This window comes from Bifidobacterium sp. ESL0745 (assembly GCF_029433335.1).
Lineage (GTDB): Bacteria > Actinomycetota > Actinomycetes > Actinomycetales > Bifidobacteriaceae > Bifidobacterium.
The window spans coordinates 837,956-861,243 of sequence record NZ_JAQTHX010000001.1 but is presented as its reverse complement, the minus strand read 5'-3'; the positions used below and the strand labels follow the sequence as shown (position 1 = coordinate 861,243).

Genomic DNA, 23,288 nt, shown 5'->3' with positions numbered 1-23,288 from the left:
CCTCTTTTGCAGCTTTAGCCGGCTTTCTCATAGGGTTAGGGGCAAGGAATTTGTCTTTTTCTTTCCCTAACCCTTTCTGCTATACCGGCCAGCATAATTATCCGTGCGGGCTAATAGCATGGGGGAGTAGGGCGCAACCGCGCCCCGAGAGCTTTTGGTAAGGAGCATATATGGCCGACGATTGCCTGTTCTGCAAGATCATTGCGGGCGAGATCCCGAGCACCAAGGTGTACGAAGACGACACCACCTATGCATTCAAGGACATCAACCCCAAGGCGAAGGTGCACGTGCTGATCGTGCCGAAGAAGCACTGCGCCAACGTGGCCGAACTGGCCAAGTCCGATCCTGCCGAGCTCGCCCACATCGTCGAGATCGCCCAGTCCATTGCGGAAAAGGAATTCCACGGCGCCTATCGTCTCATCTTCAACACCGGCAAGGATGCCGGCCAGTCGGTCTTCCATGTGCATGCGCATGTGCTCACCGGCGAGACGATGGAAGAGTAGGAGAGCGGTGGCCAGCGCAAAACGAGTCATCACCATCCCCACCGAACTCGACCCGGTGGCAGTACTGGGCTCGGGTGACAAGGTGCTAGCCGAGGTGCAGCACGCCTTCCCCGAGGTCAACGTGTTCGTGCGGGGCAATCGCATCGAGATTTCCGCCTATAACAAGCGTGACGACGTTGAAGCGGACAAAGTTTCCGACGTGCTCAACAACATCATCGACGCGGCATATAAGGCTCCAGCCAACGCGATGAATGTGCGGCGGATGCTCGAGGCGCGGCAGGTCGGCAAGAAGGCCGGACTGATGGGTGATGGCGGCCGCGGGCAGGGCTATGCGCAGCATTCGTATACGCGTGGATTTGCCGGTGCCGGGACCAGTTCGCGGCCACAATCTCGTTCGTTCCAGAACGATGATGATTATTCCGAAGAAAGCAAGCGCTCTGCTGCAAACCGGCACGTTCCCGGGGTCATCGCATTCGCCAACGGCGAGCCGGTCCGTGCGAAAACCGCCGGTCAGGTCTTCTACGTCCGCGCCATCGATGCCAATACCATCACGTTCGCCATCGGCCCTGCCGGAACCGGCAAGACCTATCTTGCCGTCGCCAAAGCGGTGCGTGCGTTCGAAGATGGCAGGGTAAGCCGTATTATCCTGACGCGTCCGGCCGTCGAAGCCGGCGAAAGCCTCGGCTACCTGCCAGGCACGTTGAACGACAAGGTCGATCCGTATCTGCGCCCGCTCTACGACGCGCTTTCCGATATGCTCGGAGCCGGCCAGATGCACCGCTACATGACCGACGGCACCATCGAGGTCGCACCGCTCGCCTACATGCGCGGCCGCACGTTGAACGACGCTTTCGTCATTCTCGACGAGGCGCAGAACACCACCGAGCAGCAGATGAAGATGTTTTTGACGCGGCTCGGTTTCAATACCAAGATGGTCATCACCGGCGACGTCACGCAGATTGATCTGGCTGTGCTGCATTCCGGGCTTAAGTCGATAGAATCGATTCTCGGCGATATCGACGGTATCAGCTTCGCCCACCTCGGCGCAAAGGATGTGGTGCGTCACGAGCTGGTCGGTAAGATCGTACAGGCTTACGATGCGCATTCTGCCGAAGAAGCCGGACGGAAGCCAAACGGAAAGGAACGTCATTGAGCGTCGAAGTCACCAATGAGACGGTCTGGCAGATCGACCCGAAACTCTTCTCCGACTTGGGTTTGTGGGTGATGGAACGCATGCAGGTAAGCACGCAGTCCGACCTGACCATCCTGTTCGTCGACCCCGATCCGATCGCCCAGCTGCACATGCGCTGGATGCAGCTCGAGGGACCGACCGACGTGATGAGTTTCCCTATGGATGAGCTTCGTCCTGGTCAGGACGGCCAGATCATGGAGGGTGTCTTGGGTGACATCGTCATCTGCCCATGGGTCGCCCAGCAGCAGGCCGCGGCCGCCGGCCATTCCACAATGGACGAGATGATGCTTCTGGCCATCCACGGTATTCTGCACTTGTTGGGCTACGATCACGTTGACCCTGAGCAGGAACGGCAGATGTTCGGTCTGCAACGCCAGTTGTTGCTGACGTTCTTTGCCATCCGAGACGAGCCGGTGCCTCAAGCTGTGTTGCCGGCTGGATCTACGGATTTGCTGGCTCAATGGGATGCGAATCATTCCTCTGGCGATAACAAAGAATCGTGATGGGTTTCTGGTTTGTTCTTGTTGGCCTTGTCAATGGGCTTTATATCTTGATGAAATCTATCGATAATATGTACCGGCTATCTTGCCTTGCGAATAAACTCGGAAATACCGACGATTTGATAAACCTGAATACAACAACTGTCACAACGAACCGGCAAATCGCATTGAGGAATAGGAAAGCACGCAGAATATGGATACCCTGACCATTGCTACCGTGGTTGTGCTCGTCATCGTCGCGGCGCTTTTGGTGTGGCTTTCGATGATGATGGCATCGAGCGAATCCGCGGTCTCGCGCGTCACCAAGGCCAGCCTCAACAACCGCATCATCGAAATCCAAACGGATGACGAGGATCTCGGCAAATTCGTACAGGCCAAGCAGATTCGTAAGGTCCACAAGGTCCAGCGGCTTATCGTCGACCGCTACGCCACGGCCGGTTCCTGTGCGTTCTTCCGCATCTTCTGCAATGTGTTTGACGGGGTTCTGGTCGCGATTATTGTTATGTTGCTTTCCGAACCAGTCTGGGTCGCCTTGGTCACGGGCGTGATTTTCGCACTGATTGTCGCGGTGGTATCCGTTCTGCTTCGTCCGCGTTCCGCCGGTGCCTCCAAACCTCTTGACGTGATGATGCGGTTCTCTGGCGTTATTTCGCTGGCGGTTGTCCTGACACCATTCGCAAAGGCCGGGGAAGGCAAGGAGCAGCGTCGTCGCGACAAGGAAGACGAGCTTTCCGACGATGAGGAACTGGAGAAGATCCAGCGTGAGCAGGGACGTGCGACCATCGACCGGTTGGTCGAAACCGATGATTTCGACCCCGAAGTGGCGGAAATGCTGCGCAATGTGCTGATGCTTTCCGACACGTTGACCCGTGAGATCATGGTGCCTCGCACCGATATGATCTGCGTCGAATCGGATTCGACGCTTGAGCGCTTCTTGCAGCTTTGTTCACGATCCGGTTTCTCACGTATCCCGATTATCGGTGAGGATGTCGATGATTTGGTCGGCATGGCCTACTTGAAGGACGCCGTGCGTGCCACGGCCTTCAATCCTGAGGCTCGCAACCGTGAGGTCAAGTCCATCTGCCGCCAGCCGATGTTGGTCCCGGAATCCAAGCCGGTCGATGATCTCTTCCATGAAATGCAGCGCACGCGCCAGCATGTGGCCGTTGTCGTTGACGAATATGGCGGCATCGCCGGACTGGTGACCATTGAAGACGCGATCGAGCAGATTGTCGGCGAATTGGAGGACGAGCACGACCGCATCCAGCACACCGAACCCAAGAAAATCGGCGACCACAAGTGGCAGATGCCCGCCCGCACGCCCATTGCAGACCTTGAGGAACTGTTCGAAGTCGATATTGACGAGGACGACGTGGACACTGTCTACGGTCTCTTGACCAAGCTGCTCGGTCGTGTGCCGATTGTCGGCATGAGCGCGGTGACACGAGGCTTGCGCCTCACCGCTGTCGATTCTGCCGGCCGTCGCAAGAAGGTCTCCACCATCGAGGTCGAGCCTGCAACGCTTGATATGGATGAAAAGCAGGATGAAGACGATGACAAAGAAATTAATCGAGATATGAACCAGGACGTAAAGGAAAACGAAAAGCATGACTGATAGCAACAACAACGAACAACAGAGCGGAAGCAAAGAACCTTATCGTTCCGGCTTCGTGGCGGTTGTCGGGCGTCCAAACGTCGGCAAGTCCACGCTGATCAATTCGCTGATTGGCACGCAGGTTGCCATCGCCTCTTCTCGTCCGGAAACCACACGTAAGGCTATTCGTGGCATCTTGACCACTGATAACGCCCAGCTCGTGCTGGTTGATACTCCCGGTATTCATCGCCCGCGCACGTTGCTCGGTCAGCGTCTGAACGACGTAGTTGACGAATCGTTGAGTGATGTGGACGAGATTGCGTTCCTGCTGCCTGCCGATCAGGAGATCGGGCCGGGGGACAAGCGTATCCTGAGCCGTCTGCGCAGTGAGTTTGCACGCAAGGTTGACGGCGATGAAAACGGCAAGAAAAACAATAACAACAAAAACGGCAACGGTTCTCAAAACACCAAGCAGGAAAGTGACCATGAGCACGGCAAGTTTGTTTGGAAAGTGCCGCTGATCGCCATCGTCACCAAAATTGACGAGCTCAACCGTCAGGAGCTGATGGCCAAGCTCATCGAAATCAGCCAATTCGCCGACTTCACCGATGTGGTGCCGGTCAGCGCTTTGGAACGCGACAATGTGGCCGAGGTCAAGCGCGTGCTCATCGAGAACATGCCTGAAGGCCCGCAGATGTATCCTGATGACCAGATCACCGAGGAAAAGCCGGAGGACACCATCGCCGAGTTGGTGCGCGGCGCGTTCCTCGAAGAACTGGACGACGAGCTGCCGCATTCGTTGGCTGTGGTCGTGGACTCCATCGACCGCCCCGGCGAATCCGACAATCCCGAGACCGAAGACGGCAAGGCACACGTCATGGTCTCCATCTACGTCGAGCGCGACTCCCAAAAACCCATTATCATCGGTCACCGCGCCGAGCACCTGGTCCAAGTCAAGAAGCGCCTGCGCACCGCAGTCAATCGCATCGTAGGCCAAAAGTCCAAGCTCGACCTCCACGTCAAGGTCGCCAAAGGCTGGCAGTCCGACCCCAAGCAATTGGAGCGTCTAGGTTTTTGAAACTAGTTATTTGATTTTTCTAAAGTATGTGTTATTCTAATTAAAGAGCTTTCGGGTTCTACGAATCGGCGGGGGGGATCCCCGCCATTTCTTTTCTCGCAAGGGGAACGCATGGGAGCGCTGAGTATCTTCATTGATGAGTCTGGAGATTTCGGTGCCTACGATTCACGTACGCCTTATTACATCGTTGCGATGGTGCTTCACAATCAGGACAACAGTATAGAGGCAAATCTTGCCAGTCTCGATGAGCAGCTTCAACATGACAATCTTCGGACAGGTTCCATTCATACGCGTCCACTGGTAAGACATGAAGATGAATACTTTGATCTTTCGGTGCAAGAACGTCGACTTTTGTTGTCCCGGTTATATTTGTTTGCGAAAAATTGCAACCTTAAGTATCGAATGTTCGTTTTTGAACGCAGGATGTGCAGAACGCCTGACAGCCTTGCCAAGGCTATTTCTATTGCGATAACAGATTTTGTCGTTGAAAATCAGCAATTATTCCGAGGTTTTGATTCAACAGTCATTTATTATGATGATGGTCAAAAGCAGCTTGCCAAGATTATTTCGCAACTGGACTCGCTCATCCCCAACGTTGATCATCGACACGTTGCAGCAGCGAATTATCAGCAGTATCGCTTGGCTCAGGTAGCCGATTTGGCATGTTGTTTGCAGCTTTCCAAGTTGCACTATGAAACGAACACGCCTACGAATTCTGAGTTATTGGTGTTCGGCAAGTGGCGTGAATTCAAGAAGAACTACTATAAAACATTCGCCCGAAAACAGCTCAGATAAGTATAACAATCAATGAGGTAATTGTTTTAAATTGGATATTCGTTGAATAGTTAATCTGTCTACTGGAGATTATCCTATTGGTAATAGGTCTAAGTACTGCTAAATAATCTTTTTTGCAAAATATAAATGGGATGGTAAAAGGAAATTTATTTAATTTAGGATTTTTTCTATTATAATTTTTTCTGCTTCGTCCGCCGTAGGAATATAGTTAGATTTTGTTTCGTATTCTTTGCTGTCATTTGCAAAAGTATAATAGTATAGGTTAAATTGATTAGACTTTGCGTTAGTGGTTATAGAAACATTTCCACTATGCTTTTTACCATTAAAGCTGCAATCAGTCATGATTCCATCATGACTTACTTCATAGTTGCTATCGACTGTGCAACCTATGTAACCCATGTCTACTACATGTTTACTTATGTAATCATCAAAGTCTTTGCGATCTTGAATACCAGCCTCGCCAACTGTTTTATATCCTAGATCTTTAGCAACTTGGCTGGTCGATAGCCCTTTCTCTCCATTGTTTTCTTTGTCCTGATTATTATTTGATTCATTTTTGGGTGCTGATTCTGAAGATGATTGGCCGCTTGATGTGGAACTACTGCTGGAGCCTTGCGTTCCGCCGCATGCACTCAGTAATGTGGTGGTAGTCAATACGGCGACGGTGACTGAAATGAGCGTTGTTTTGAGACGACTTGGTTTTTCGCTGACTGTGCTGTCCGAATGGTTGTTTCTGTCCATAGAATCCGCGCTCATGAGTCTTCTCTTTTCTGCTGCACTGCAATAATTCTTCTCAGTAATTTGTCTGTCATCAATAACAAGCGAATGCAAATATCATACAATGCCTAATTATTAGGATGCAACTTGTATGTAAATTTATTCAACATCAATTAATTCAGCGCTTTATAAAAGCATAAAACTTCAGTTTATTCCCATGTGGATATTTTGGCGACGCCAACGACAATGTCCATGTCGCCTTCGGTGGGAACGTTGGTGGTGGCGACCTCTTTAAAACCGGCTGAACGATAGAGATTCTCGAAGACCTCACGTCTAGCGTCAATCAACGCGTAGCGTCCGCCGACCACGTTTTGAGAGCAACCAATCAGAGAACGTGCTTCTTTGAGAATAACCTTGCCGGGCAGCTCACTCTTGCTGTATTTGTCGGATCTACCGAGCTCGCCGATGCAGTAGCCGCCGGCGTGGTTGTCGCGTAGGTGTGTATATGGTCCTTTGAACTGCTTCTGTTTCTTGCCTGACATCTTGCCGAAATCGATGCTGGTCAGACACAGCTCGAAAAATCCCGCCACTTCGACGCTTCCGTCAGGTTCCTTGCAAACCAGCAAGTAGGTGCGACCTTCGTTCGATTCCTCGATGGCTTCCACTTTGTTTGCAACAAAGGATTGAACGGATTGAGACCGGCTGCACTCAAACCGCATCAAAGCATTGAGCGTTTCAAGCGCATCCTTGTTATCGGGAGACTCTTTACAAACTCTGAGAAGTTCTTGATAAGGCATGAGCTGGTAGCTAATCATTGCTTTTCCTCCGCCTTGTCAGACTTGGCCGAGGAATCTGGTTGATCTTCATGCAACCATTTTTGGAATTCTTCAAAGGTGACCAGATGCGAATGGAAGTCCTTACCGATGGGGAATTTCTCGTCGGACTGGTCCAAGGCGATGAAGGCGTCGATGTTGCTATCGTCAATGACCAGATGTCCTCCCTCGGATAAGTAACTCATCTCACTGCCTCCTTCCATGCTCTTGCAAAATATGTATTTCAACCTGTAACGCCCAATATAGCATCAATAACAAGTCAAACCGAAAACCTTGATATCAAGATTTTCAAGATTTCAAGGTTTTATGATTCTCCAAGATTTGCTGGTAGGTTGAAAAGCGCGAAAGACCGGTCCAATGAAACTTGAGGGATATCTGGGTTTCACTTCCAGACCATTAACGAGAAAAAGGTGTGCATTCAATATAACTCGCAAAAGGTGGTGCCAAAATCGAACAGTCGCGGTAATCGAACTCAACAAGTGTGCGGGAATGTCTGTTGAGCAAAGTTTTTTTTATGGTAGTGTTTGAGCTATTCGATTGCCAATAGAATAGAATCGTTGAAATGTCATTGCTAGCGAAGGGGCTTACGACATGACACAAAAGAACGAGAAGGTTGATCCCGCAGGGGATGGCGAAGCGACTGAAAACGAACCTGCTTACGATCCCAATGACCGAAGTACTTGGGACTATATTCCGTTTAAATATCAGCTGACGGGTGTGGCTACCATCAATATGATCGAAGTCGTGGTAGCCACTGTTTTGACTTGGTTGTTAAGCTTGTTGCTGCATCTTGATATGCCTGTTTCTGACATGCTGGAAGTCACCATCGTAGGTGGTCTTATTGCTTGCATTCCCGAAGCTGCTTTGCAGACAGCGGTGTCGAAACGTGAACGTACCTGGGCTTCTCATAATTGGGGTATGGTGATAGCCAGAACCCTGATATATTGCGTTGTTCTGCTGGTTACCGCCTATCTGGTCAATCACCAAGGCTATTGGTATGTCATCGTCATCGTTGCAACGCTTTTTGACGCTTTCATGGGTGTACGGTCGAATATGGTAAAGCCAGAACCCGGTATGACCGAAAAAGAGAGCCAACTTCATAAAAGCGCTGAAATGAAGAAGATGACGGAAGAAACATTCGGTGATGATATTGATCGTATGAAGACAAAACAGCACGAAAAACTTGACCGTTACAACGATGAACACGGCATCAACAAAATCAATTGGCATCGCATATAGCAAGTAATAGCAAATTCAGATAATCGCATTTAAAAGGCCGGGTGGGAAGGAAATCATTCCAACCCATCCGGCCTTAGACTGTCAATGGACCTTACTTCTTCTTGGTGTACATCTGCGTGTTGAGCAGTTCGGCGTAGTGTTTGATGACCACAGGACGCTTGACCTTCATCGACGCGGTCAGCATGCCGTTCTCTTGGCTGAACTCTTCAGGCAGGAGGATGAACTTGCGCACGGATTCGGCGCGGGATACGCCTTCATTGGCCTTGTCGACCCACTTCTGCACTTCGGCGCGGACCACGGCGTTCTTGCAGGCTTCCTCCATCGGCATATCCTGGTCGAGTCCGGCGGCGTCGAGCCACTGGCGCAACGAAGGCTCGTCCAAAGTGATAAGCGCTGAGATGAACGGACGTTTGTCGCCGAGCACCAGTGCCTGCGAGACGAACGGGCAGCGCTGGATAATCTCTTCGATCGGGCCAGGGGCGACGTTCTTGCCGCCGGCGGTGATGATCAGGTCTTTCTTGCGGCCAGTGATGTACAGGAATCCGTCGTCACTCAAGCGGCCGAGATCGCCGGTGGCGTACCAGCCATCGGGGGTGAAAGCGAGTTCGGTGGCTTCGTCGTTCTTGTGATAACGGTGGAAGACGCAGGTACCCTTGACCTGAATCTCGCCGTCTTCGGCAAGACGAATGGAAAAACCGGGGTAGGGCACGCCGACCGAACCTTCGTGGAACGGCGTTCCCTTAGGATTGAACGCACAAGGCGCAGTGGTTTCGGTCAGGCCGTAGCCTTCGTAAGCCGGTATGTCGGCACCGCGGAAGAAGGCGAGCAGTTCCGGATCGAGCGGTGCGCCGCCGGCGACGAACCATTCGGCATGTCCGCCGAGCACCTCACGCAGGGATTTGTAGACGATCGGGTCGAAGGCCGCACGACGTGCGCGGGTGGCGAAGCTGGCCTTGCCGTTCTCGCTCATTTCTTTTTCGTATTCCTGGGCTGCCACCACGGCTGCGGCGAATGCCACGCCCTTGGGGCCGTTTCCGGCCTTCTGCGAGGCGGCGTTGTAGACTTTCTCCCATACTCGCGGCACGAGAATGGTAACAATGGGCTTCGAAACCTGCAGGTCGCTGATCAATGTCTTGATGCCGCTGGCAATGTAGATGCGTAGGTCGCTGGCAACCACGATATAGTTGACTGCGCGCGCGAAGGTATGTGCCTGCGGCAGGAAAAGCAGGACGGACTTGCCTTTCTGCTTCAAGAGTTTCGGCATATAGTCGCGCAGGTTGAGTGCTGTCGTGCAGTAGTGTTCGTGCGTCATTTCGACGCCCTTGGGTGCGGCGGTGGAACCGGAAGTGTAGACGATCGAGCACAGGTCGGTCTTCTTGATCGAATCGATGCGGGCATCCAGCGTTTCGTCGCTGACCGACTTGCCGTAGTCGCGCAGTTCCTCGAGCGCACCCGCCTCAAGCGTGTAGATCTTTTCGAGTGTCGGGCAGTCCTCGACGGATCCGTCGGCCTTCTCGCGCATCTCGTTGGTCTCGACAATGAGCAGACGGGAATCGGAATTGTTGACGATGTTGCGGATCTGCTCGGCGGAGTCGGTGTCGTAGATGGTGGCGAGCACGCCTCCCACGGCCATCACGGCCGCGTCCACGACGTCCCATTCGTAGGAGGTGTGGGACATAAATGAAACGCCGTCGCCTTTGTCGATTCCGTAATGCATCAGGCCTTTGGCCACGCTGCGGACATCCTCAAGGAATTCGTTGGCGGTTTTGGTGACCCATTTGTTATCGACCTTGAAGGTGTATAGCGGGTCGTCGCCCATGCGTTCCGCCCGTTCGACATACAGGTCATAAATCGACATATCGTCATCGATAGGAGGATTTCCGGGGGTGGTGACGGTCAGAAGACCGGTCTTCTCGTCGACAAAAAGCTTGGTGGGGTAGCCGGGACCCCATTCGTGGCTATGTGGCAACGTCGAGAAGTCGACGGGCTTGATGGTGGCGAGATGGCGATCGTCGTTGAAATCCGGAGTCTCCGGATCCTCCGTATTGACCGGGTGTTCGAAACCGTTCCCTAAATGGAAGGCCTTCTGGCTCAGCTTCAGTGTTTCTTTTTTCAGTGAGTTGATGACTGACACGTATGCACTCCTCGACCTTCTATAGTGGCGTTGTTTCAAGCAATGAAGCCAATTCTATAGGATTTGCCACGTTTCGTCACCTTACGGTAGCGTAAGGCAGACTATGTGTCACCAAGCATTTCTGGGCTCAGGCGCGTTGCAAAAAAGAAACTCGAAAACAGCCGCATCGTGGGAATCTCAGTACGCCCGGATGAACTTTGCTCGATTTAAATTTCAATATTTTATCAATCCGCGATTGTGCTATCAGTTAAAAACGATATATCCCGACACACCTTTGGGCTTGGAGAGCCGGAACGTTTCACGGACGAACGTCGTCACGGTTTTCCAGTAGCGTTTGGGATCGGTCGAGGCCGACATCGCGTGCGCCGCCCCCGGAATCATGAGTTTCTCTTTTACGGGGCTTGCACATGCCTGAAAATTGCGGTCGAGGCTGGCGGGATTGACAAAATCGTCGGCGGATCCATGGATGAACAACATAGGAATCGTCGCGCGGTGCAAAGCGTCGACGCATGAGACCTCGCTGAAATCGTAGCCGGCGCGTCGGCGGGCGATGGAACTCATGATGCCGATCACCGGACGGGCCAAAAACGCCGGGGCGTGATAAAGATGTCGGGCGCTGTAAAGGAATTGGTCTTTAAGGCCGGTGTAGCCGCAATCGGCTATGGCGGCCTTCACGTTTTTCGGCAGGTGTGGGTCGCCGGCAGCAAGCATCACCGTCGCTGCTCCCATCGAATTGCCGTCCAGCAAGATCTGCGCCTGCGGATCGTTTTGTACGATGCTCTTGATCCAGCAGAGCAGATCAAGATGTTCCAATGCGCCCATGCCGATGTATTTTCCGCCGCTCAACTCATGGCAGCGGCTGGCCGGGGTAAGAACGGTGAAGCCAAGATTTGCAAAGCGATGTGCGTATTTCGCCATTTCCTTGGGAACTCCTGAAAACCCGTGGCAGCAGATGGCGTACAAGTGTTGCGGGGGATTGACGCAGTCCGGGTCGAGCATCCAGGCGTGTAGACGCGTTCCGTCGCCGGAGGTCATGTTCACTCCACGTTTGGCGTTTTCGAACCATTGTGCGGCTTCCGTCTCCTCCTTCGCATCGTGATGGGGCTGGCGAGCGGCGAGGGTGGTATCCGGACGGTTGCTTTTGAACAGGGAATGGTTCGAACCCGGCTCAAGCGCAAAACGGAACAGGTAGTCCGCTGCGGCGTACATCGTTCCGGCTATCGCGAAACCACTGCAAAGCAAGCCGGCGGCCAAGGTTCTTGTCTGGGAATGCTGAACCATCAAGGACTCCAATCGTAGCAATTTCGGATAATGTCAAATTATAAAAGGGCAGGCTCACAAATTCACCGCGTTCGCAAGATGTCCGCTTTCCCGCTATAATAAGAATGTTGTTTCGGCAGATTTTATATCTGCTGCGCTTTGGCGAGGGGAAGAGATTCCCGTTATCGACTGGGCTGAATGTTGAAGGTCTCTTTGGGGCTGCGATTTCGGCGCGTCGGTGCACCGAGACAATGCAGTACACAATATAAATAAATTCAAGGAGATTATAATGGCAAACACCATTTCCATTGAAGGCGAAGTTCGCAAGGAGTTCGGCAAGGGCGCAGCCCGCCGTATGCGTGTGGCCCAGGAGATTCCCGCCACCATTTACGCCGGCGGCAACGATCCCGTTTTCGTCAAGCTTCCGATGCGCGAGACCACGCTGGCCCTGCGTCGCACGAACGCACTGTTCACCATCAAGTATGGCAAGGATTCCAAGATGGCCGTCGTCAAGGACGTTCAGCGCAACCCTGTCAAGCGCATTGTCGAGCACATCGACTTTTACGAGGTCAAGGCCGGCGAGAAGATCGAGGTCGACGTCCCGGTCTTCGCTGTGGGCACCCCGAAGGGCGCGGCTGTCGCGTTCGTCGACATCCAGCAGCTGCGTGTACGTGCCAGCGTCGACGCACTGCCCGAGCGTATCGATGTCAACGTCGATGGCCTGCAGGACGGTGAGAAGGTCTTCGCCAAGGATCTCGACCTGCCCAAGGGCGTCGAGTTCGTCAACACCGATCCTGATGAGTCCGTCGTCACCGTCGAGATTCCTGAGGATGCCACGGCCACCACCGCCGTCTCCGCCGAAGATGCCGCCGCTGCCGCAGCCGGTGCCGAGGGCGAGGAAGGTGCTCCTGCTGCCGAAGGCGATGCCGCTGCTCCTGCTGCCGATGACGCTGACGCAGATGCCGACAGCAAGAAGTGATGTCGTCTCTGAGACATCGCAGACATTGCCGTTGACATGGTAGTTCTGATGTTGCCCCGTACCCTCCAGATAAAATATGAATGGAGGTGCGGGGCATTTTCTTTGTGTTTGGTTTCTGCGTAAGCGTCTGCTTGGGTTCGTTGTCTTTTCATATTGTGAACGATTCCACCATGCCTGTGCGGTTATGTGCGAAAGTAGCAGCATAACCCAGCGCCACAAGCGTATGGTAAACCACAATTCCGGCCGCCAGAGCGGCTGAAGTAAAGAAGAAGTGCAAATGACTGAACAATCCCATCATGATCCAGCAGCGTTGTCGAAATTGGCCGAGCCGTTCACGGTTCTCGACAACCCTAATCCCGCCTCTGACGCTGAGCGCGCGAAGCTCATCGACAAGCCGGCGTTCGGCCAGCTCTTCAGCGACAACATGACCCACATGGTCTGGCACAAAAGCAGCGGCTGGGGCGATCGTCAAGTCGAGCCTTTCGGGCCGCTTGCCATGAGCCCTGGTGCCTCAGTCCTGCATTATGCACAGGAATGCTTCGAAGGTCTCAAGGCCTATCGCCACGCCGACGGCAGCACCTGGCTGTTCCGCCCGGACGCGAACGCCGAGCGTTTCGCCAATTCCGCCAAGCGCCTTTACCTGCCTGAACTTTCCAAGGACGACTTCCTCGGCTCCGTCGCCGCGCTGGTCAAGCGTGATGTCAATTGGGTGCCGACACGCCGCGAATACACGCTGTACATGCGTCCCTTCATGTTCGCCTCCGAGGCGTTCCTCGGCGTGCGCGCACCGCAGACTGTCGACTACTGCGTCATCGCTTCGCCTTCCGGCCCGTACTTCCCGGGCGGTGTCAAGCCGGTGAGCATCTGGGTGGAAGACAAGTGGTTCCGCACCGGCCCCGGCGGCACCGGCTTCGCCAAGTGCGGCGGCAACTATGCGGCTTCGCTTCTGGGCGAATACCGCGGTGCCGATCACGGCTGCGAGCAGGTCTGCTTCGTTGACGCGGCCACCAAGACCTACCTTGAGGAACTCGGCGGCATGAACATGTTCACCGTTCACAAGGACGGCCACTTGGAGACCCCGTCGCTTACCGGCAACATTCTGCCCGGCGTCACCCGCCGTTCGCTGATTCAGCTCGCGCAGGACCACGGCCACGACGTCGTTGAGACCATGATCAAGCTCGACGATCTGCTCGAAGACATCAAGTCTGGCGAGGTCACCGAGGTCTTTGCTTGCGGCACCGCGGCGATCATCACGCCCATCGGCCGTTTCAAGTCCGAGAAGTTCGATGTTCAGGTCAACGGCGGCAAGTCCGGAGGCCTCACGCTGAAGCTGCGCGACGAGCTGCTCGGCATCCAGATGGGCGAGATCGAAGACCCGCACGACTGGATGTGGAAGGTCTGCTGAGCGTTTTAACGCCGGCCAATCTTTTCGGTTTTCTTGATAAAACGACCTGCCGCGTTTCCTTATGCCTGGGAGATGTTGCAGGTCGTTTTTATGTTTTTATTTGAATCGCTTTGAGTCCCTATCGGGGATTGCCGGAAGGGATTGACTCTACGTCGTTTCATGGGTTGTGTGTAATCCGTAATTGTTGGCGTAATCGGCGATGTATCACTCTCTGTGCCGCACGAATTTGGTGTATTGCAAAAAGCGGAATATTCTCTGGCAATGTTTTGGCGCTTACTTGGTATAGTCTTCAATTATCCATACGAATTCATGAAGGATGTGCGATATGCAATTGGCGCTGGAAAGTAACGTCTTTTTCTGGGCCATCGAATACATCGCGACCTTCTGTTGCGGCCTGTTGGGCGGGCTTTGCGCCGTAAAGAAAAAGTACGATTTCATCGCCATCCTGATGACCGTCTGGCTGACCGGCCTCGGAGGCGGTATCATCCGTGACGTGCTACTTGGCATTTTTCCTCCCGTCGGCGTTTCCGACAAAGGGCTTGTCATCACCACGCTGTTCGCCAGCCTTACGGTTGCTGTCATCTACCCGGAAGTCGACAGACTCAAGTGGATTATGGTTGCCCTTGACGCTCTTGCGCTTGGTCTCTATACGGTCAACGGCACGCAAAAGGCCCTGATGTATCACACCTCTGGCATGACCGCCGTGTTTATGGGATTGATTACCGCTATCGGAGGAGGCATCATTCGGGATATCCTGATTAACGATGTGCCGTCGGTTATCCGCGATAGCCATTGGTATGCCGTACCGGCGCTGATCGGCAGCGTGCTCACGGTGTTCGTCACTCGCGCCTACCAAGGCGGGCATATTCCGTTCAGTCTCGAAGTGACCTTCGATATCGCCATCGTCGCCTTTGTCGTCATTCTGCGTGTGCTCTCCGTACGCTTCGATTGGAAGGTGCCGGGTGCGATCAAGCGTCATCATGCCTACTTGCCATTGCCGGTAAAAGAGGATGAAGAGAAGACCGATAGCAGCAAGTGAGATTCGTTTTGGTCATTGTTGACTGATTAATCGGTTGATTGTTTTTGCTTTTATGTTTCCATTAGCCATTCAGCTGATTAATTATTTATTGCTGTTCTCCTTCGACTCCATACTTGAGCGGATGAATCGTGAATAGCCTTCCGCATATATTATTATTATTGAGTACCGGTATCAAGAATGATCAGAGTAATGATCGCTATTTGCAACGGGTAAATCATGCATAGCTTATTACAAGCATTTGTTGTCCGAGCAGGTTGGGAAAATCAGTGTAACTGACACCAAACCTTCAGCTCAAGCACGTGACTGTCTAAGGGCTTTTAGACAAGAGTTTGTGGATTGCTATACGGAAGCGGGCGAAAAGCTGGGAACTGACTCGAAGGGGAGCAGCATGTCGATTGATGATAGTACGAGGGATGATAAGCCTTCGGCAAAGGGGCGTTCTCGCATCTCGTCTCTGACGACATTGCGAAAGTCATTACGGCTACTCGTGGCAGTGGCACCGATATCCGTCATTGTCCTTCTCATTCTTACTGTGGTGCGGGCCCTGCTGTCGCCCCTACAGATTTTGGCCACAACACAGATCGTGAATTCCGTGGGTACAGGTTTGATGCCGAAGGTTGTCGATTCGACGGTACTTTTCGCTGTGGTCCTACTGGGAATGTTTGTTGCCGAGAACATCATTAAATATCTATCCGACTCAATTCGAGAAAAACTATCATACTGCGCTAATTGCAGTATCGTCGATAAGCTCACTACGCTCGAAACGCAGCAGTTCGAGGATGCGGAGACCTTCGATCGTATACAGCGGGCCGGAGGAGATACCGGCGGACATATTTTCAATATATTTGATAGTGCACGTGATTTTCTACAGTCGTTCCTCACTATTGTATCCGTATTCTCTTTACTGGTTTCATGGAACAAATGGGTGGCCCTTTTCCTTCTGCTGGCGCCTATTCCAGGTACCATCGGCACATTGATGGCCAGTTCCAAACAGTACAATATCGATTACCAGCGGGCAGGGGAACAACGCTTGTCGGACTATTATCGTTCGATTCTGACATCGGATAATGCAGCCAAGGAAGTCCATCTGTTTGGTCTGGGTGGTTTGTTGTCAGGGCGTTATAAGACGCTTATCGGTGGTTTTCTCAAACAGGATCTCGCTATGTCACGTACCTATCTGTGGATTGCGCTTGGCTTGGGGTACGACTCTGGCCAATATCGGGGCGGTCGCCGTGGGTGCGATTCAGGCTATGCATACAGGCAATGTCGGGCAGCTGGCCGGTTATATCAGTGCGACAGGGTCATTCGGGCAATCGGTATTACTCATTTTGGTTTCGGTCTCCACCATTTATCAGAGTCTGCTTTACGCCGGCAATTGGGTTCATCTTATGGACACGCAGCCGGCTGTGATCCGCTCCGGCGGCGAGAAACTCGATGACGGAACGCCCGTGACCGTTTCTTTCCGAAACGTAAGATTTGCCTATCCTGGTTCCATCGATGGCAAAGAAATTCTCCATGGTGTCTCTTTTGATCTTCCGGCCGGTCAATGTTCGGCTCTTGTCGGACTCAATGGTGCAGGTAAATCAACTATCGCAAAACTTATTTTACGTGTCTATGAGCCCACTTCCGGGTCGATTCTCATTAACGGTAGGGATATCAGTGAGTATTCCCGTGCGTCATTGTACGAGAGGTGTTCTGCGATTTTCCAGGATTATATACGATATGAGCGGCCCTTACGTGAGAATGTGGGATTTGGCGATTTGGATGGAATCAACGATGATGATGCCATTAAACATGCGCTTGATCTGGTAGGGATGAAGGGTCTGGAGCAGTCACTGCCAGAGGGTCTCGGTACTGTATTGGGAAGACACTTCGAGGGCGGTTACCAACTTTCCATCGGGCAATGGCAGCGCGTCGCCCTGGCCCGAGCTTTGTTCAGGCGGCCGTCATTGCTTATTATGGATGAGCCGACCGCATCCGTGGACGCTCTTTCCGAGAAGAACTTCTTCGACTCACTGGATCGGGCGGATAGTACGGAGGAAGGGTCGCGGCGCACCACCATCCTCATTGCTCATCGTTTCACCACCATCACCCACGCCAGTCATATAGTCGTTCTGCGTGATGGCGATATAGTCGGAGAGGGCGATCACGAGACATTATTGTCCGATTGCCCGTATTACCGCGGTTTATACGAGGCCCAAGTGGTCAGTCAGCGGCACGAGGATCCCGCATCGATGCTGCGTCCGGAGAATATCGAAGGAATAGGCGTACGTATGGGGTCTGAAAATATTTCGTGACTTAAGGTATGCTTCATCTATCTGTGTTTATTTCGTGGTTGTGAGCATGACGAGTACTTTCCATATGGAATTGCTTGCAACAAGGAGAATAAGATTCGCCAGTGCATGACTTCTCGTTGTAACCATTGATTGCCTGCAGATTCTGTCATCGCATATCGCTGGAATTCTAGGTATTCGAATTCCTGTCATACGACGAAAGTCACGAAAAACGGCCCGAAAACGTGCTTTTCGTCGTGTGGACGAGCGTTTATCATGCCGGCTGTTTTGATTCGTACTTGAGGATGTCGCCGGGCTGGCATTCCAGCGCCTCGCAGATGCCGGCCAGTGTCGTAAAACGGATGGCTGCCACGCGGTTGTTCTTGATTTTCGAGAGGTTGACGTTGGAGATGCCCACCTCGTCCGCCAGCTCTTTGAGCGACATGTGCCGGTCGACCATTACCTTGTCGAGTTCCAGCACGATGGTGCCTTTGGGCTGGTGGGGTTCGTCGGCCGTCGGAACGGGTGGAGTGACTGCATCAGTTGTGGTGTGCTGTTGCTGGGCGAGCTGTACCCTTTCTTCATACGTCAGCGATGAAGAGCTCCGGTTTTCTAATGAGGGAGCGGGGCTATCATTTCGTGTCGTTTCTTTTGTGGTATTCGTGGAATGGTCTTCGTTGTTCGTAGATGACGTGGCATCCTGAGGCGTCGAACGGTCAGAGTGTTGTTTGAAAATCATGATTTGTCTTCCTAAATCAGCTCGTCATGTTCGCGTTGCAATTGCTCGCCGTATCTGAGGATTCGTGTAATGCACAGCATGAAAATCCCGATGATAAGCCACGACAAACCGATACTGGAGCCATCGAGGGTATCGTAAAATGAAGTCGGTGTCGCTATTCCTTCCTCTTCAGCCATAGCTTGCGTAAAACCGCTCATGAAGCCCAAGCAGAATGGCATGATTCCTGCGACCAAAGGCGCTGCAATGAAGCACCAACCGATGGTATGCACATTTTTGATGATGGAATCCCGGAAGGGGGAAGGTTCTTCCCCAATTTCAGGCTGGTGGATGGTTTTGAACGCCGCACTGAGGTTTTTGGCCGCAAAGGCGATGATGAGCAGAATAGCAATTCCCTCGATGGCATACCATACGATCACTCCCTCATGTTCTGACGCCTTTTGGAAGGTCGTATCGATAGAAAAACCGTAGATGTTTGGCAGTTTCTTGTCTTTGATGGCATCTGGATAGGGTTGCCCGACCCCCAGATAAATCGCACCGGCCAGCAGAACCACCGATGCCGCAATGTTGAACCATTCGAGTATTTTCGCGGCCCACATGATGAAGGCGTCGACCTTGGTGGTTTTGTACATGGCGCTGCTCCTTTGTTAATTGCAAACTTCTTAATAGCAAAAGCATATCACTAATCAACAAGTAATTAACGATAATCATTAAAATAATTATGAATTTCATTAAATTGGTGTTATGATGCTTTCCATCATTTACGAATCCAAGGAGGGATAGACATGGAAGACCAAGACACGACACCGGCTGAGGCCGATACTGCGATGAAGGAGCCTGACTCTGCTGTAACCAAGCAAGAAGTCGATGCTCACCCCGAAAGTATCTCCCCGGAAGCCCAGCAACCCGAAGAAACGTTGAGCGTGGCCCAGAAAATGAGGCAGGATGTTGGCCATCAGGCCGGCATCCTTTGGTTCTTTGAAGTATTTACCAGTCTCTTTCAATTGGTTATTGGACTGTGTTTCTTTGGGTTTTCCTTGAGCACGCTGGACAAACTTGGAAAATCAGGATGGGTCATGCTCTTCAGCGAGATATTGGCAGTCATCGTGGTTATGCTCTGGACGAAACGGCTCATGATGGTCACGGGCGCCTATCACCGCAAGCTTTCGTGTGCCGTGAGATTTCGATCCAGAAAGCCGATGACGATATTCGGTTTTCTGCTGTGTTTTGTGCTGTTTTTTGCAATAAGCGAGGTTGGGGAAGTAATAGGCGACGGTATTCTCTCGGGCGTCAAAGCTATGGGACTTCAGCCTTCGACGACGTTGACCGCCATCGACAGCATTACGAATGGTTCTTTGGGCGGACTGTTGTTTGTCGGTGTCACTGGCCCGATTGTGGAGGAGATACTCTTTCGCGGAATCGTCATGGATAACCTCGAGCATTACGGTCGTTGGTTTGCCATCGTCACTTCGGCGACGTTGTTCGGATTCTTCCACGGTGACATTCCACAAGGGTTTTCGGCATTTCTGGGAGGACTTTTGTTGGGCTATGTCGCCAGCGAATATTCAGTGGTCTGGTCGGCGGTATTCCATATTGTCAACAATCTCGTTTTCTCAACGGGACTTGGCAAACTGACCGATATGTTGTCTGGCAGCCAGCAGAATATATTGGATATCATCATGGCGGTGTTTTCGGTGGTGGTTCTGGTCGTACTCGCCATTTCGCAACGTCAGCATATTGTTGAATGGCGTGAGGCTCACCGCACGGCGCCGCATGCATACTTGGGTTGGGAATCGCCGCTTTTCGTCGCCACGCTTGTTCTGTTCGCGATTCCGGCAGTGGTCAACCTGATTTGACACGGCTTGCTTTGACCTGGCTTGGATAATGAAATCCCCGTGAATCATAAAAATACGATTCACGGGGATTTCCAGTGCCAAGCGTTTAAAAGCTTGAACCTTGAGTGCTTATCTCACATCTTGTTGATGGCGACTGCGAGATTCGACTTGCGATTGGCGGCCTGGTTCTTGTGAACCACGCCTGCGCTGGCGGCCTTGTCGAGCTTCTGGCCGGCGATCTGGTAAGCGGCCTGGGCTGCTGCCTTGTCTCCGGACTCGATGGCTTCACGGGTCTTGCGAATCGCAGTCTTCAGGCTGGACTTCACGGACACATTGCGCTTGTGCGCCTTTTCATTGGTCAGCACGCGCTTCTTCTGCGACTTAATGTTTGCCACAATTTCTCCAAACAACGTTTTCTATAAGGACATACAAAAATTAAGAATAACACTTCATGCCGATATTTGCGTTCTTCTCGTTGAATATTCCTATCTTTCTTTTTTTGCATAGGTTCGAAGATTTCGCAATACAGGGACACTTTGTCTATTGCATCGTTCCGTAATCCCTTTGCCTACCGCGGCCGTTAGAATAAGGCTTACTATACAAGAAGGCGGAATCGTAAAGGTTCCGTTATGGATATCCGTATGTGAAGGAGTGGCATCAGTGACTGAGGCGAAGAACAAACCGGGATTCACCGACCAATCGCTGATTCGTAATTTCTGCATCATCGCGCATATCGATCACGGCAAGTCGACGGTGGCCGACCGCATCCTCCAACTTTCCGGCATCGTTCCGCAACGTGAGATGCACGACCGGTTCCTCGACCGCATGGACATCGAGCAGGAACGCGGCATCACCATCAAATCCCAGGCCGTGCGTGTGCCGTGGACCTTCGACGGGCAGGAATACACGCTCGGCATGATCGACACTCCGGGCCACGTCGATTTCACTTACGAGGTATCGCGAGCCTTGGCCGCGTGCGAAGGTGCGGTGCTGCTGGTCGATGCCACACAAGGCATCGAGGCGCAGACGCTTTCCAACCTGTACATGGCCATCGAAGACGATCTGACTATTATCCCCGTCCTGAACAAAATCGATCTGCCCAGTGCAGAACCGGACAAGCACGCTGAAGAGATCGCGAATCTGCTGGGTTGCAAGCCCTCGGATGTGCTGCGCGTCTCCGGTAAAACCGGTGAAGGCATCAAGGATTTGCTCGACCAGATTGTCTTGGAGATTCCCGCCCCTCATGGTGACTCCAAGGCTCCTGCACGTGCGCTGATTTTCGATTCCGTTTACGACACCTATCGTGGCATCGTCACCTATATCCGTATGGTCGACGGGGAGCTCAAAAGCCGCGAAAAGGTACACATGATGGGCATCGGCATGACGCACGAACCCATCGAAATCGGCGTGATCAGCCCCGATATGGTACCTACCAAGGCGCTTGGCGCCGGTGAAGTCGGCTATATCATTACCGGCGCAAAGGATGTCAGCCAGTCCAAGGTCGGCGACACCGTAACTTCCGCCGCCCGGCCGGCCACCGAGCCGTTGCCCGGCTACCGCGACCCACATCCGATGGTCTATGCCGGCATCTTCCCGATCGACAACGCACAATTCCCGGAACTGCGTGACGCGCTCGACAAGCTCAAATTGAACGATGCGGCATTGACTTATGAACCGGAGACTTCCGTGGCGTTGGGCTTCGGCTTCCGTTGCGGTTTCCTCGGCCTGTTGCACATGGAGATCGTGGTCGAGCGCCTGAGCCGAGAATTCGGGCTTGACCTGATTTCCACCGCCCCGAACGTGACCTACAAGGTCACCACCGAAGACGGCACGACGCACGAGGTCAAGAACCCGAGCGAATTCCCGGACGGCAAGATCAAGCAGATCGTCGAGCCGATGGTCGCGGCCGACATCATCACCCCCAAGGAATTTATCGGCTCGGTGATGGATCTCTGCCAGGACCACCGCGGCGAAATGGGCACGATGGAATACTTGAGCCCCGAGCGTGTCGAGATGCACTATCGCATCCCACTGGCCGAAATCGTCTTCGATTTCTTCGACCAGCTCAAAAGCCGCACCAAAGGCTACGCTTCGCTTGATTACCACGAGGACGGCGAGCAGAGCGCGGACTTGGTGAAGGTCGACATCCTGATCCAGGGGGAGAAGGTCGACGCGTTCAGTGCCATCGTCCACCGTGACAAGTCATATAGCTACGGCGTGATGATGACCAAGAAACTTTCGAAACTCATTCCGCGCCAGCAGTTCGAGATTCCGATTCAGGCGGCCATCGGTTCCCGCGTCATTGCCCGCGAGACCATTCGCGCCCTGCGCAAGGACGTGCTTGCCAAGTGTTACGGCGGCGACATCACCCGTAAGCGCAAGCTCCTGGAGAAGCAGAAGGCCGGCAAGAAGCGTATGAAGATGCTTGGTCATGTCGAGGTGCCGCAGGAGGCGTTCGTCGCCGCCCTGTCCACCGGCGAGGCCGGCTCCAACCAGTCCATGGACATCGACACCAAAAACAAGATTCGCGCCGCCGAAAAGGCCGTGAAATGATTGAATGGAACATTTGAGTCCACTGTGTTAACATTGGACTCAAATGTTGTTATAAGGAGCCATCATGAGTTTTACTGCTAACGCGCCCAAGACCACGCGAATTAACTTTCGTACCGACGAGGAGACAAAAGAGGAGGCAAATTCGATTTTTGCCAAGCTTGGTTTGGATATGTCGACCGCGCTGAACATGTTTTTGCAGCAGACTATCAACGATCAGGGGTTACCTTTCCAACCGACGCTTTCCAAGTTCGAAAAAAGCGTGCTGAAAGCTGCTGACGGTCCGACCCGTTCATTCGACAACGTTGATGACTTGATGAAGGAGCTTCGTGGTACTGCAACGGATTGAGCGTACGTCGAAGTTTTTACGGCAGGCAAAGCAGCTTCAACGCAAGCATTATGATTTCGACGAGTTAGAACATGTGATTCGTCTTCTGATGGAGCAGGACAAGGAAATGCTGCGTCGCCAATATCGTGATCATGCGTTGAAAGGTAACTTGCGGCGATTTCGCGAGCTTCATATTGATGCTGATTGGTTGTTGATTTATGAAATCAAGCACGAAACTCTGACACTCATACTGGTGGAGACCGGTACTCACCGCCAGTTGTTGGGTAAATAACGTAAG

General features: G+C 52.7%; 24 protein-coding genes. 16 read left to right on the top strand and 8 right to left on the bottom strand.

Annotated elements, in window-relative coordinates:
• Positions 1-170: 170 nt before the first annotated feature.
• The 6 genes from PT275_RS03290 (at position 171) to PT275_RS03265 (ending at position 5,662) form a co-directional block, all read left to right on the top strand.
• Complete coding sequence (locus PT275_RS03290) at positions 171-503, top strand: histidine triad nucleotide-binding protein (RefSeq protein WP_277152296.1); 333 nt, start codon at positions 171-173, stop codon at positions 501-503.
• A gap of 7 nt (positions 504-510) precedes the next feature.
• Entirely contained in the window at positions 511-1,656 is a 1,146-nt protein-coding gene (locus tag PT275_RS03285) for a PhoH family protein (protein ID WP_277152294.1), read from the top strand.
• Positions 1,653-2,198, top strand: a complete 546-nt coding sequence (gene ybeY / locus PT275_RS03280; RefSeq protein ID WP_277152292.1) for an rRNA maturation RNase YbeY — start codon at positions 1,653-1,655, stop codon at positions 2,196-2,198. Before PT275_RS03285 ends, ybeY begins: the two co-directional genes overlap by 4 nt.
• A gap of 190 nt (positions 2,199-2,388) precedes the next feature.
• Positions 2,389-3,810, top strand: coding sequence for a CBS domain-containing protein (locus PT275_RS03275; RefSeq protein WP_277152290.1), 1,422 nt, complete (start codon positions 2,389-2,391; stop codon positions 3,808-3,810).
• Positions 3,803-4,867 carry a GTPase Era gene (gene era, locus PT275_RS03270; protein WP_277152288.1) on the top strand — a complete coding sequence of 355 codons (1,065 nt, stop codon included), beginning with the start codon at positions 3,803-3,805 and terminating at the stop codon, positions 4,865-4,867. Before PT275_RS03275 ends, era begins: the two co-directional genes overlap by 8 nt.
• A gap of 111 nt (positions 4,868-4,978) precedes the next feature.
• Complete coding sequence (locus PT275_RS03265; RefSeq protein WP_277152286.1) at positions 4,979-5,662, top strand: DUF3800 domain-containing protein; 684 nt, start codon at positions 4,979-4,981, stop codon at positions 5,660-5,662.
• Positions 5,663-5,812: 150 nt separating this feature from the next.
• Here PT275_RS03265 and PT275_RS03260 read toward each other — a convergent pair whose 3' ends face one another.
• From PT275_RS03260 to PT275_RS03250, 3 genes are all read right to left on the bottom strand, one after another.
• Positions 5,813-6,418 carry a hypothetical protein gene (locus tag PT275_RS03260; RefSeq protein ID WP_277152284.1) on the bottom strand — a complete coding sequence of 202 codons (606 nt, stop codon included), beginning with the start codon at positions 6,416-6,418 and terminating at the stop codon, positions 5,813-5,815.
• 170 nt (positions 6,419-6,588) lie between these two features.
• Complete coding sequence (locus tag PT275_RS03255) at positions 6,589-7,194, bottom strand: hypothetical protein (protein WP_277152282.1); 606 nt, start codon at positions 7,192-7,194, stop codon at positions 6,589-6,591.
• Positions 7,191-7,397: a hypothetical protein gene (locus PT275_RS03250; protein WP_277152280.1), complete on the bottom strand. Its 207-nt coding sequence runs from the start codon at positions 7,395-7,397 to the stop codon at positions 7,191-7,193. Before PT275_RS03250 ends, PT275_RS03255 begins: the two co-directional genes overlap by 4 nt.
• A gap of 406 nt (positions 7,398-7,803) precedes the next feature.
• Here PT275_RS03250 and PT275_RS03245 point away from each other — a divergent pair, with 406 nt between their 5' ends.
• A complete protein-coding gene (locus tag PT275_RS03245) occupies positions 7,804-8,451 on the top strand; it encodes a hypothetical protein (protein WP_277152277.1) in 648 nt (215 codons plus the stop codon).
• A 91-nt stretch (positions 8,452-8,542) separates the two neighbouring features.
• Here PT275_RS03245 and PT275_RS03240 read toward each other — a convergent pair whose 3' ends face one another.
• Both PT275_RS03240 and PT275_RS03235 read right to left on the bottom strand, forming a co-directional pair.
• Positions 8,543-10,585: an AMP-dependent synthetase/ligase gene (locus PT275_RS03240; protein WP_277152275.1), complete on the bottom strand. Its 2,043-nt coding sequence runs from the start codon at positions 10,583-10,585 to the stop codon at positions 8,543-8,545.
• 243 nt (positions 10,586-10,828) lie between these two features.
• A complete protein-coding gene (locus PT275_RS03235; protein WP_277152273.1) occupies positions 10,829-11,866 on the bottom strand; it encodes an alpha/beta hydrolase in 1,038 nt (345 codons plus the stop codon).
• Between the two features lie 268 nt (positions 11,867-12,134).
• Here PT275_RS03235 and PT275_RS03230 point away from each other — a divergent pair, with 268 nt between their 5' ends.
• The 5 genes from PT275_RS03230 (at position 12,135) to PT275_RS03210 (ending at position 17,565) form a co-directional block, all read left to right on the top strand.
• A complete protein-coding gene (locus tag PT275_RS03230) occupies positions 12,135-12,824 on the top strand; it encodes a 50S ribosomal protein L25/general stress protein Ctc (protein WP_277152271.1) in 690 nt (229 codons plus the stop codon).
• Positions 12,825-13,101: 277 nt separating this feature from the next.
• Positions 13,102-14,229, top strand: coding sequence for a branched-chain amino acid aminotransferase (locus PT275_RS03225; protein WP_277152269.1), 1,128 nt, complete (start codon positions 13,102-13,104; stop codon positions 14,227-14,229).
• 325 nt (positions 14,230-14,554) lie between these two features.
• Entirely contained in the window at positions 14,555-15,268 is a 714-nt protein-coding gene (locus tag PT275_RS03220; protein WP_277152267.1) for a TRIC cation channel family protein, read from the top strand.
• 388 nt (positions 15,269-15,656) lie between these two features.
• Positions 15,657-16,706: a hypothetical protein gene (locus tag PT275_RS03215; protein WP_277152265.1), complete on the top strand. Its 1,050-nt coding sequence runs from the start codon at positions 15,657-15,659 to the stop codon at positions 16,704-16,706.
• The gene (locus PT275_RS03210) at positions 16,657-17,565 is read left to right on the top strand and encodes an ABC transporter ATP-binding protein (protein ID WP_277152264.1); all 909 of its coding nucleotides are present in this window, start codon (positions 16,657-16,659) and stop codon (positions 17,563-17,565) included. Before PT275_RS03215 ends, PT275_RS03210 begins: the two co-directional genes overlap by 50 nt.
• Before the next feature lie 250 nt (positions 17,566-17,815).
• Here the strand turns inward: PT275_RS03210 and PT275_RS03205 are convergent, their stop codons facing one another.
• Both PT275_RS03205 and PT275_RS03200 read right to left on the bottom strand, forming a co-directional pair.
• Complete coding sequence (locus tag PT275_RS03205) at positions 17,816-18,001, bottom strand: helix-turn-helix transcriptional regulator (protein ID WP_277153642.1); 186 nt, start codon at positions 17,999-18,001, stop codon at positions 17,816-17,818.
• A 290-nt stretch (positions 18,002-18,291) separates the two neighbouring features.
• Positions 18,292-18,909 (bottom strand): DUF2975 domain-containing protein, encoded by a 618-nt coding sequence (locus PT275_RS03200; protein WP_277152263.1) that lies wholly within the window; start codon positions 18,907-18,909, stop codon positions 18,292-18,294.
• A gap of 153 nt (positions 18,910-19,062) precedes the next feature.
• Here PT275_RS03200 and PT275_RS03195 point away from each other — a divergent pair, with 153 nt between their 5' ends.
• A complete protein-coding gene (locus PT275_RS03195; RefSeq protein ID WP_277152261.1) occupies positions 19,063-20,133 on the top strand; it encodes a type II CAAX endopeptidase family protein in 1,071 nt (356 codons plus the stop codon).
• A gap of 113 nt (positions 20,134-20,246) precedes the next feature.
• Here PT275_RS03195 and rpsT read toward each other — a convergent pair whose 3' ends face one another.
• Positions 20,247-20,507 (bottom strand): 30S ribosomal protein S20, encoded by a 261-nt coding sequence (rpsT, locus tag PT275_RS03190; RefSeq protein ID WP_277144664.1) that lies wholly within the window; start codon positions 20,505-20,507, stop codon positions 20,247-20,249.
• A 265-nt stretch (positions 20,508-20,772) separates the two neighbouring features.
• On the opposite strand from rpsT, the gene lepA reads away from it, so the two are divergent.
• From lepA to PT275_RS03175, 3 genes are all read left to right on the top strand, one after another.
• A complete protein-coding gene (gene lepA / locus PT275_RS03185) occupies positions 20,773-22,665 on the top strand; it encodes a translation elongation factor 4 (protein WP_277152259.1) in 1,893 nt (630 codons plus the stop codon).
• Between the two features lie 64 nt (positions 22,666-22,729).
• Positions 22,730-23,011: a type II toxin-antitoxin system RelB/DinJ family antitoxin gene (locus PT275_RS03180; protein ID WP_277152257.1), complete on the top strand. Its 282-nt coding sequence runs from the start codon at positions 22,730-22,732 to the stop codon at positions 23,009-23,011.
• The gene (locus PT275_RS03175) at positions 22,992-23,282 is read left to right on the top strand and encodes a type II toxin-antitoxin system YafQ family toxin (RefSeq protein ID WP_277152255.1); all 291 of its coding nucleotides are present in this window, start codon (positions 22,992-22,994) and stop codon (positions 23,280-23,282) included. The genes PT275_RS03180 and PT275_RS03175 overlap by 20 nt, the downstream gene beginning before the upstream one ends.
• Positions 23,283-23,288 lie beyond the last annotated feature (6 nt).

What these genes read in the sequence shown, in the direction of transcription:
- PT275_RS03265 (WP_277152286.1), top strand. Translation starts at nt 4,979, where the DNA reads ATGGGAGCGCTGAGTATCTTCATTGATGAGTCTGGAGATTTCGGTGCC.
- PT275_RS03215 (WP_277152265.1), top strand. Translation starts at nt 15,657, where the DNA reads ATGTCGATTGATGATAGTACGAGGGATGATAAGCCTTCGGCAAAGGGG.
- PT275_RS03225 (WP_277152269.1), top strand. Translation starts at nt 13,102, where the DNA reads ATGACTGAACAATCCCATCATGATCCAGCAGCGTTGTCGAAATTGGCC.
- PT275_RS03230 (WP_277152271.1), top strand. Translation starts at nt 12,135, where the DNA reads ATGGCAAACACCATTTCCATTGAAGGCGAAGTTCGCAAGGAGTTCGGC.
- PT275_RS03260 (WP_277152284.1), bottom strand. Translation starts at nt 6,418, where the DNA reads ATGAGCGCGGATTCTATGGACAGAAACAACCATTCGGACAGCACAGTC.
- PT275_RS03180 (WP_277152257.1), top strand. Translation starts at nt 22,730, where the DNA reads ATGAGTTTTACTGCTAACGCGCCCAAGACCACGCGAATTAACTTTCGT.
- era (WP_277152288.1), top strand. Translation starts at nt 3,803, where the DNA reads ATGACTGATAGCAACAACAACGAACAACAGAGCGGAAGCAAAGAACCT.
- PT275_RS03255 (WP_277152282.1), bottom strand. Translation starts at nt 7,194, where the DNA reads ATGATTAGCTACCAGCTCATGCCTTATCAAGAACTTCTCAGAGTTTGT.
- PT275_RS03220 (WP_277152267.1), top strand. Translation starts at nt 14,555, where the DNA reads ATGCAATTGGCGCTGGAAAGTAACGTCTTTTTCTGGGCCATCGAATAC.
- PT275_RS03275 (WP_277152290.1), top strand. Translation starts at nt 2,389, where the DNA reads ATGGATACCCTGACCATTGCTACCGTGGTTGTGCTCGTCATCGTCGCG.
- PT275_RS03195 (WP_277152261.1), top strand. Translation starts at nt 19,063, where the DNA reads ATGGAAGACCAAGACACGACACCGGCTGAGGCCGATACTGCGATGAAG.
- PT275_RS03200 (WP_277152263.1), bottom strand. Translation starts at nt 18,909, where the DNA reads ATGTACAAAACCACCAAGGTCGACGCCTTCATCATGTGGGCCGCGAAA.
- PT275_RS03210 (WP_277152264.1), top strand. Translation starts at nt 16,657, where the DNA reads ATGGACACGCAGCCGGCTGTGATCCGCTCCGGCGGCGAGAAACTCGAT.
- PT275_RS03205 (WP_277153642.1), bottom strand. Translation starts at nt 18,001, where the DNA reads ATGGTCGACCGGCACATGTCGCTCAAAGAGCTGGCGGACGAGGTGGGC.
- PT275_RS03235 (WP_277152273.1), bottom strand. Translation starts at nt 11,866, where the DNA reads ATGGTTCAGCATTCCCAGACAAGAACCTTGGCCGCCGGCTTGCTTTGC.
- PT275_RS03290 (WP_277152296.1), top strand. Translation starts at nt 171, where the DNA reads ATGGCCGACGATTGCCTGTTCTGCAAGATCATTGCGGGCGAGATCCCG.
- PT275_RS03245 (WP_277152277.1), top strand. Translation starts at nt 7,804, where the DNA reads ATGACACAAAAGAACGAGAAGGTTGATCCCGCAGGGGATGGCGAAGCG.
- PT275_RS03250 (WP_277152280.1), bottom strand. Translation starts at nt 7,397, where the DNA reads ATGAGTTACTTATCCGAGGGAGGACATCTGGTCATTGACGATAGCAAC.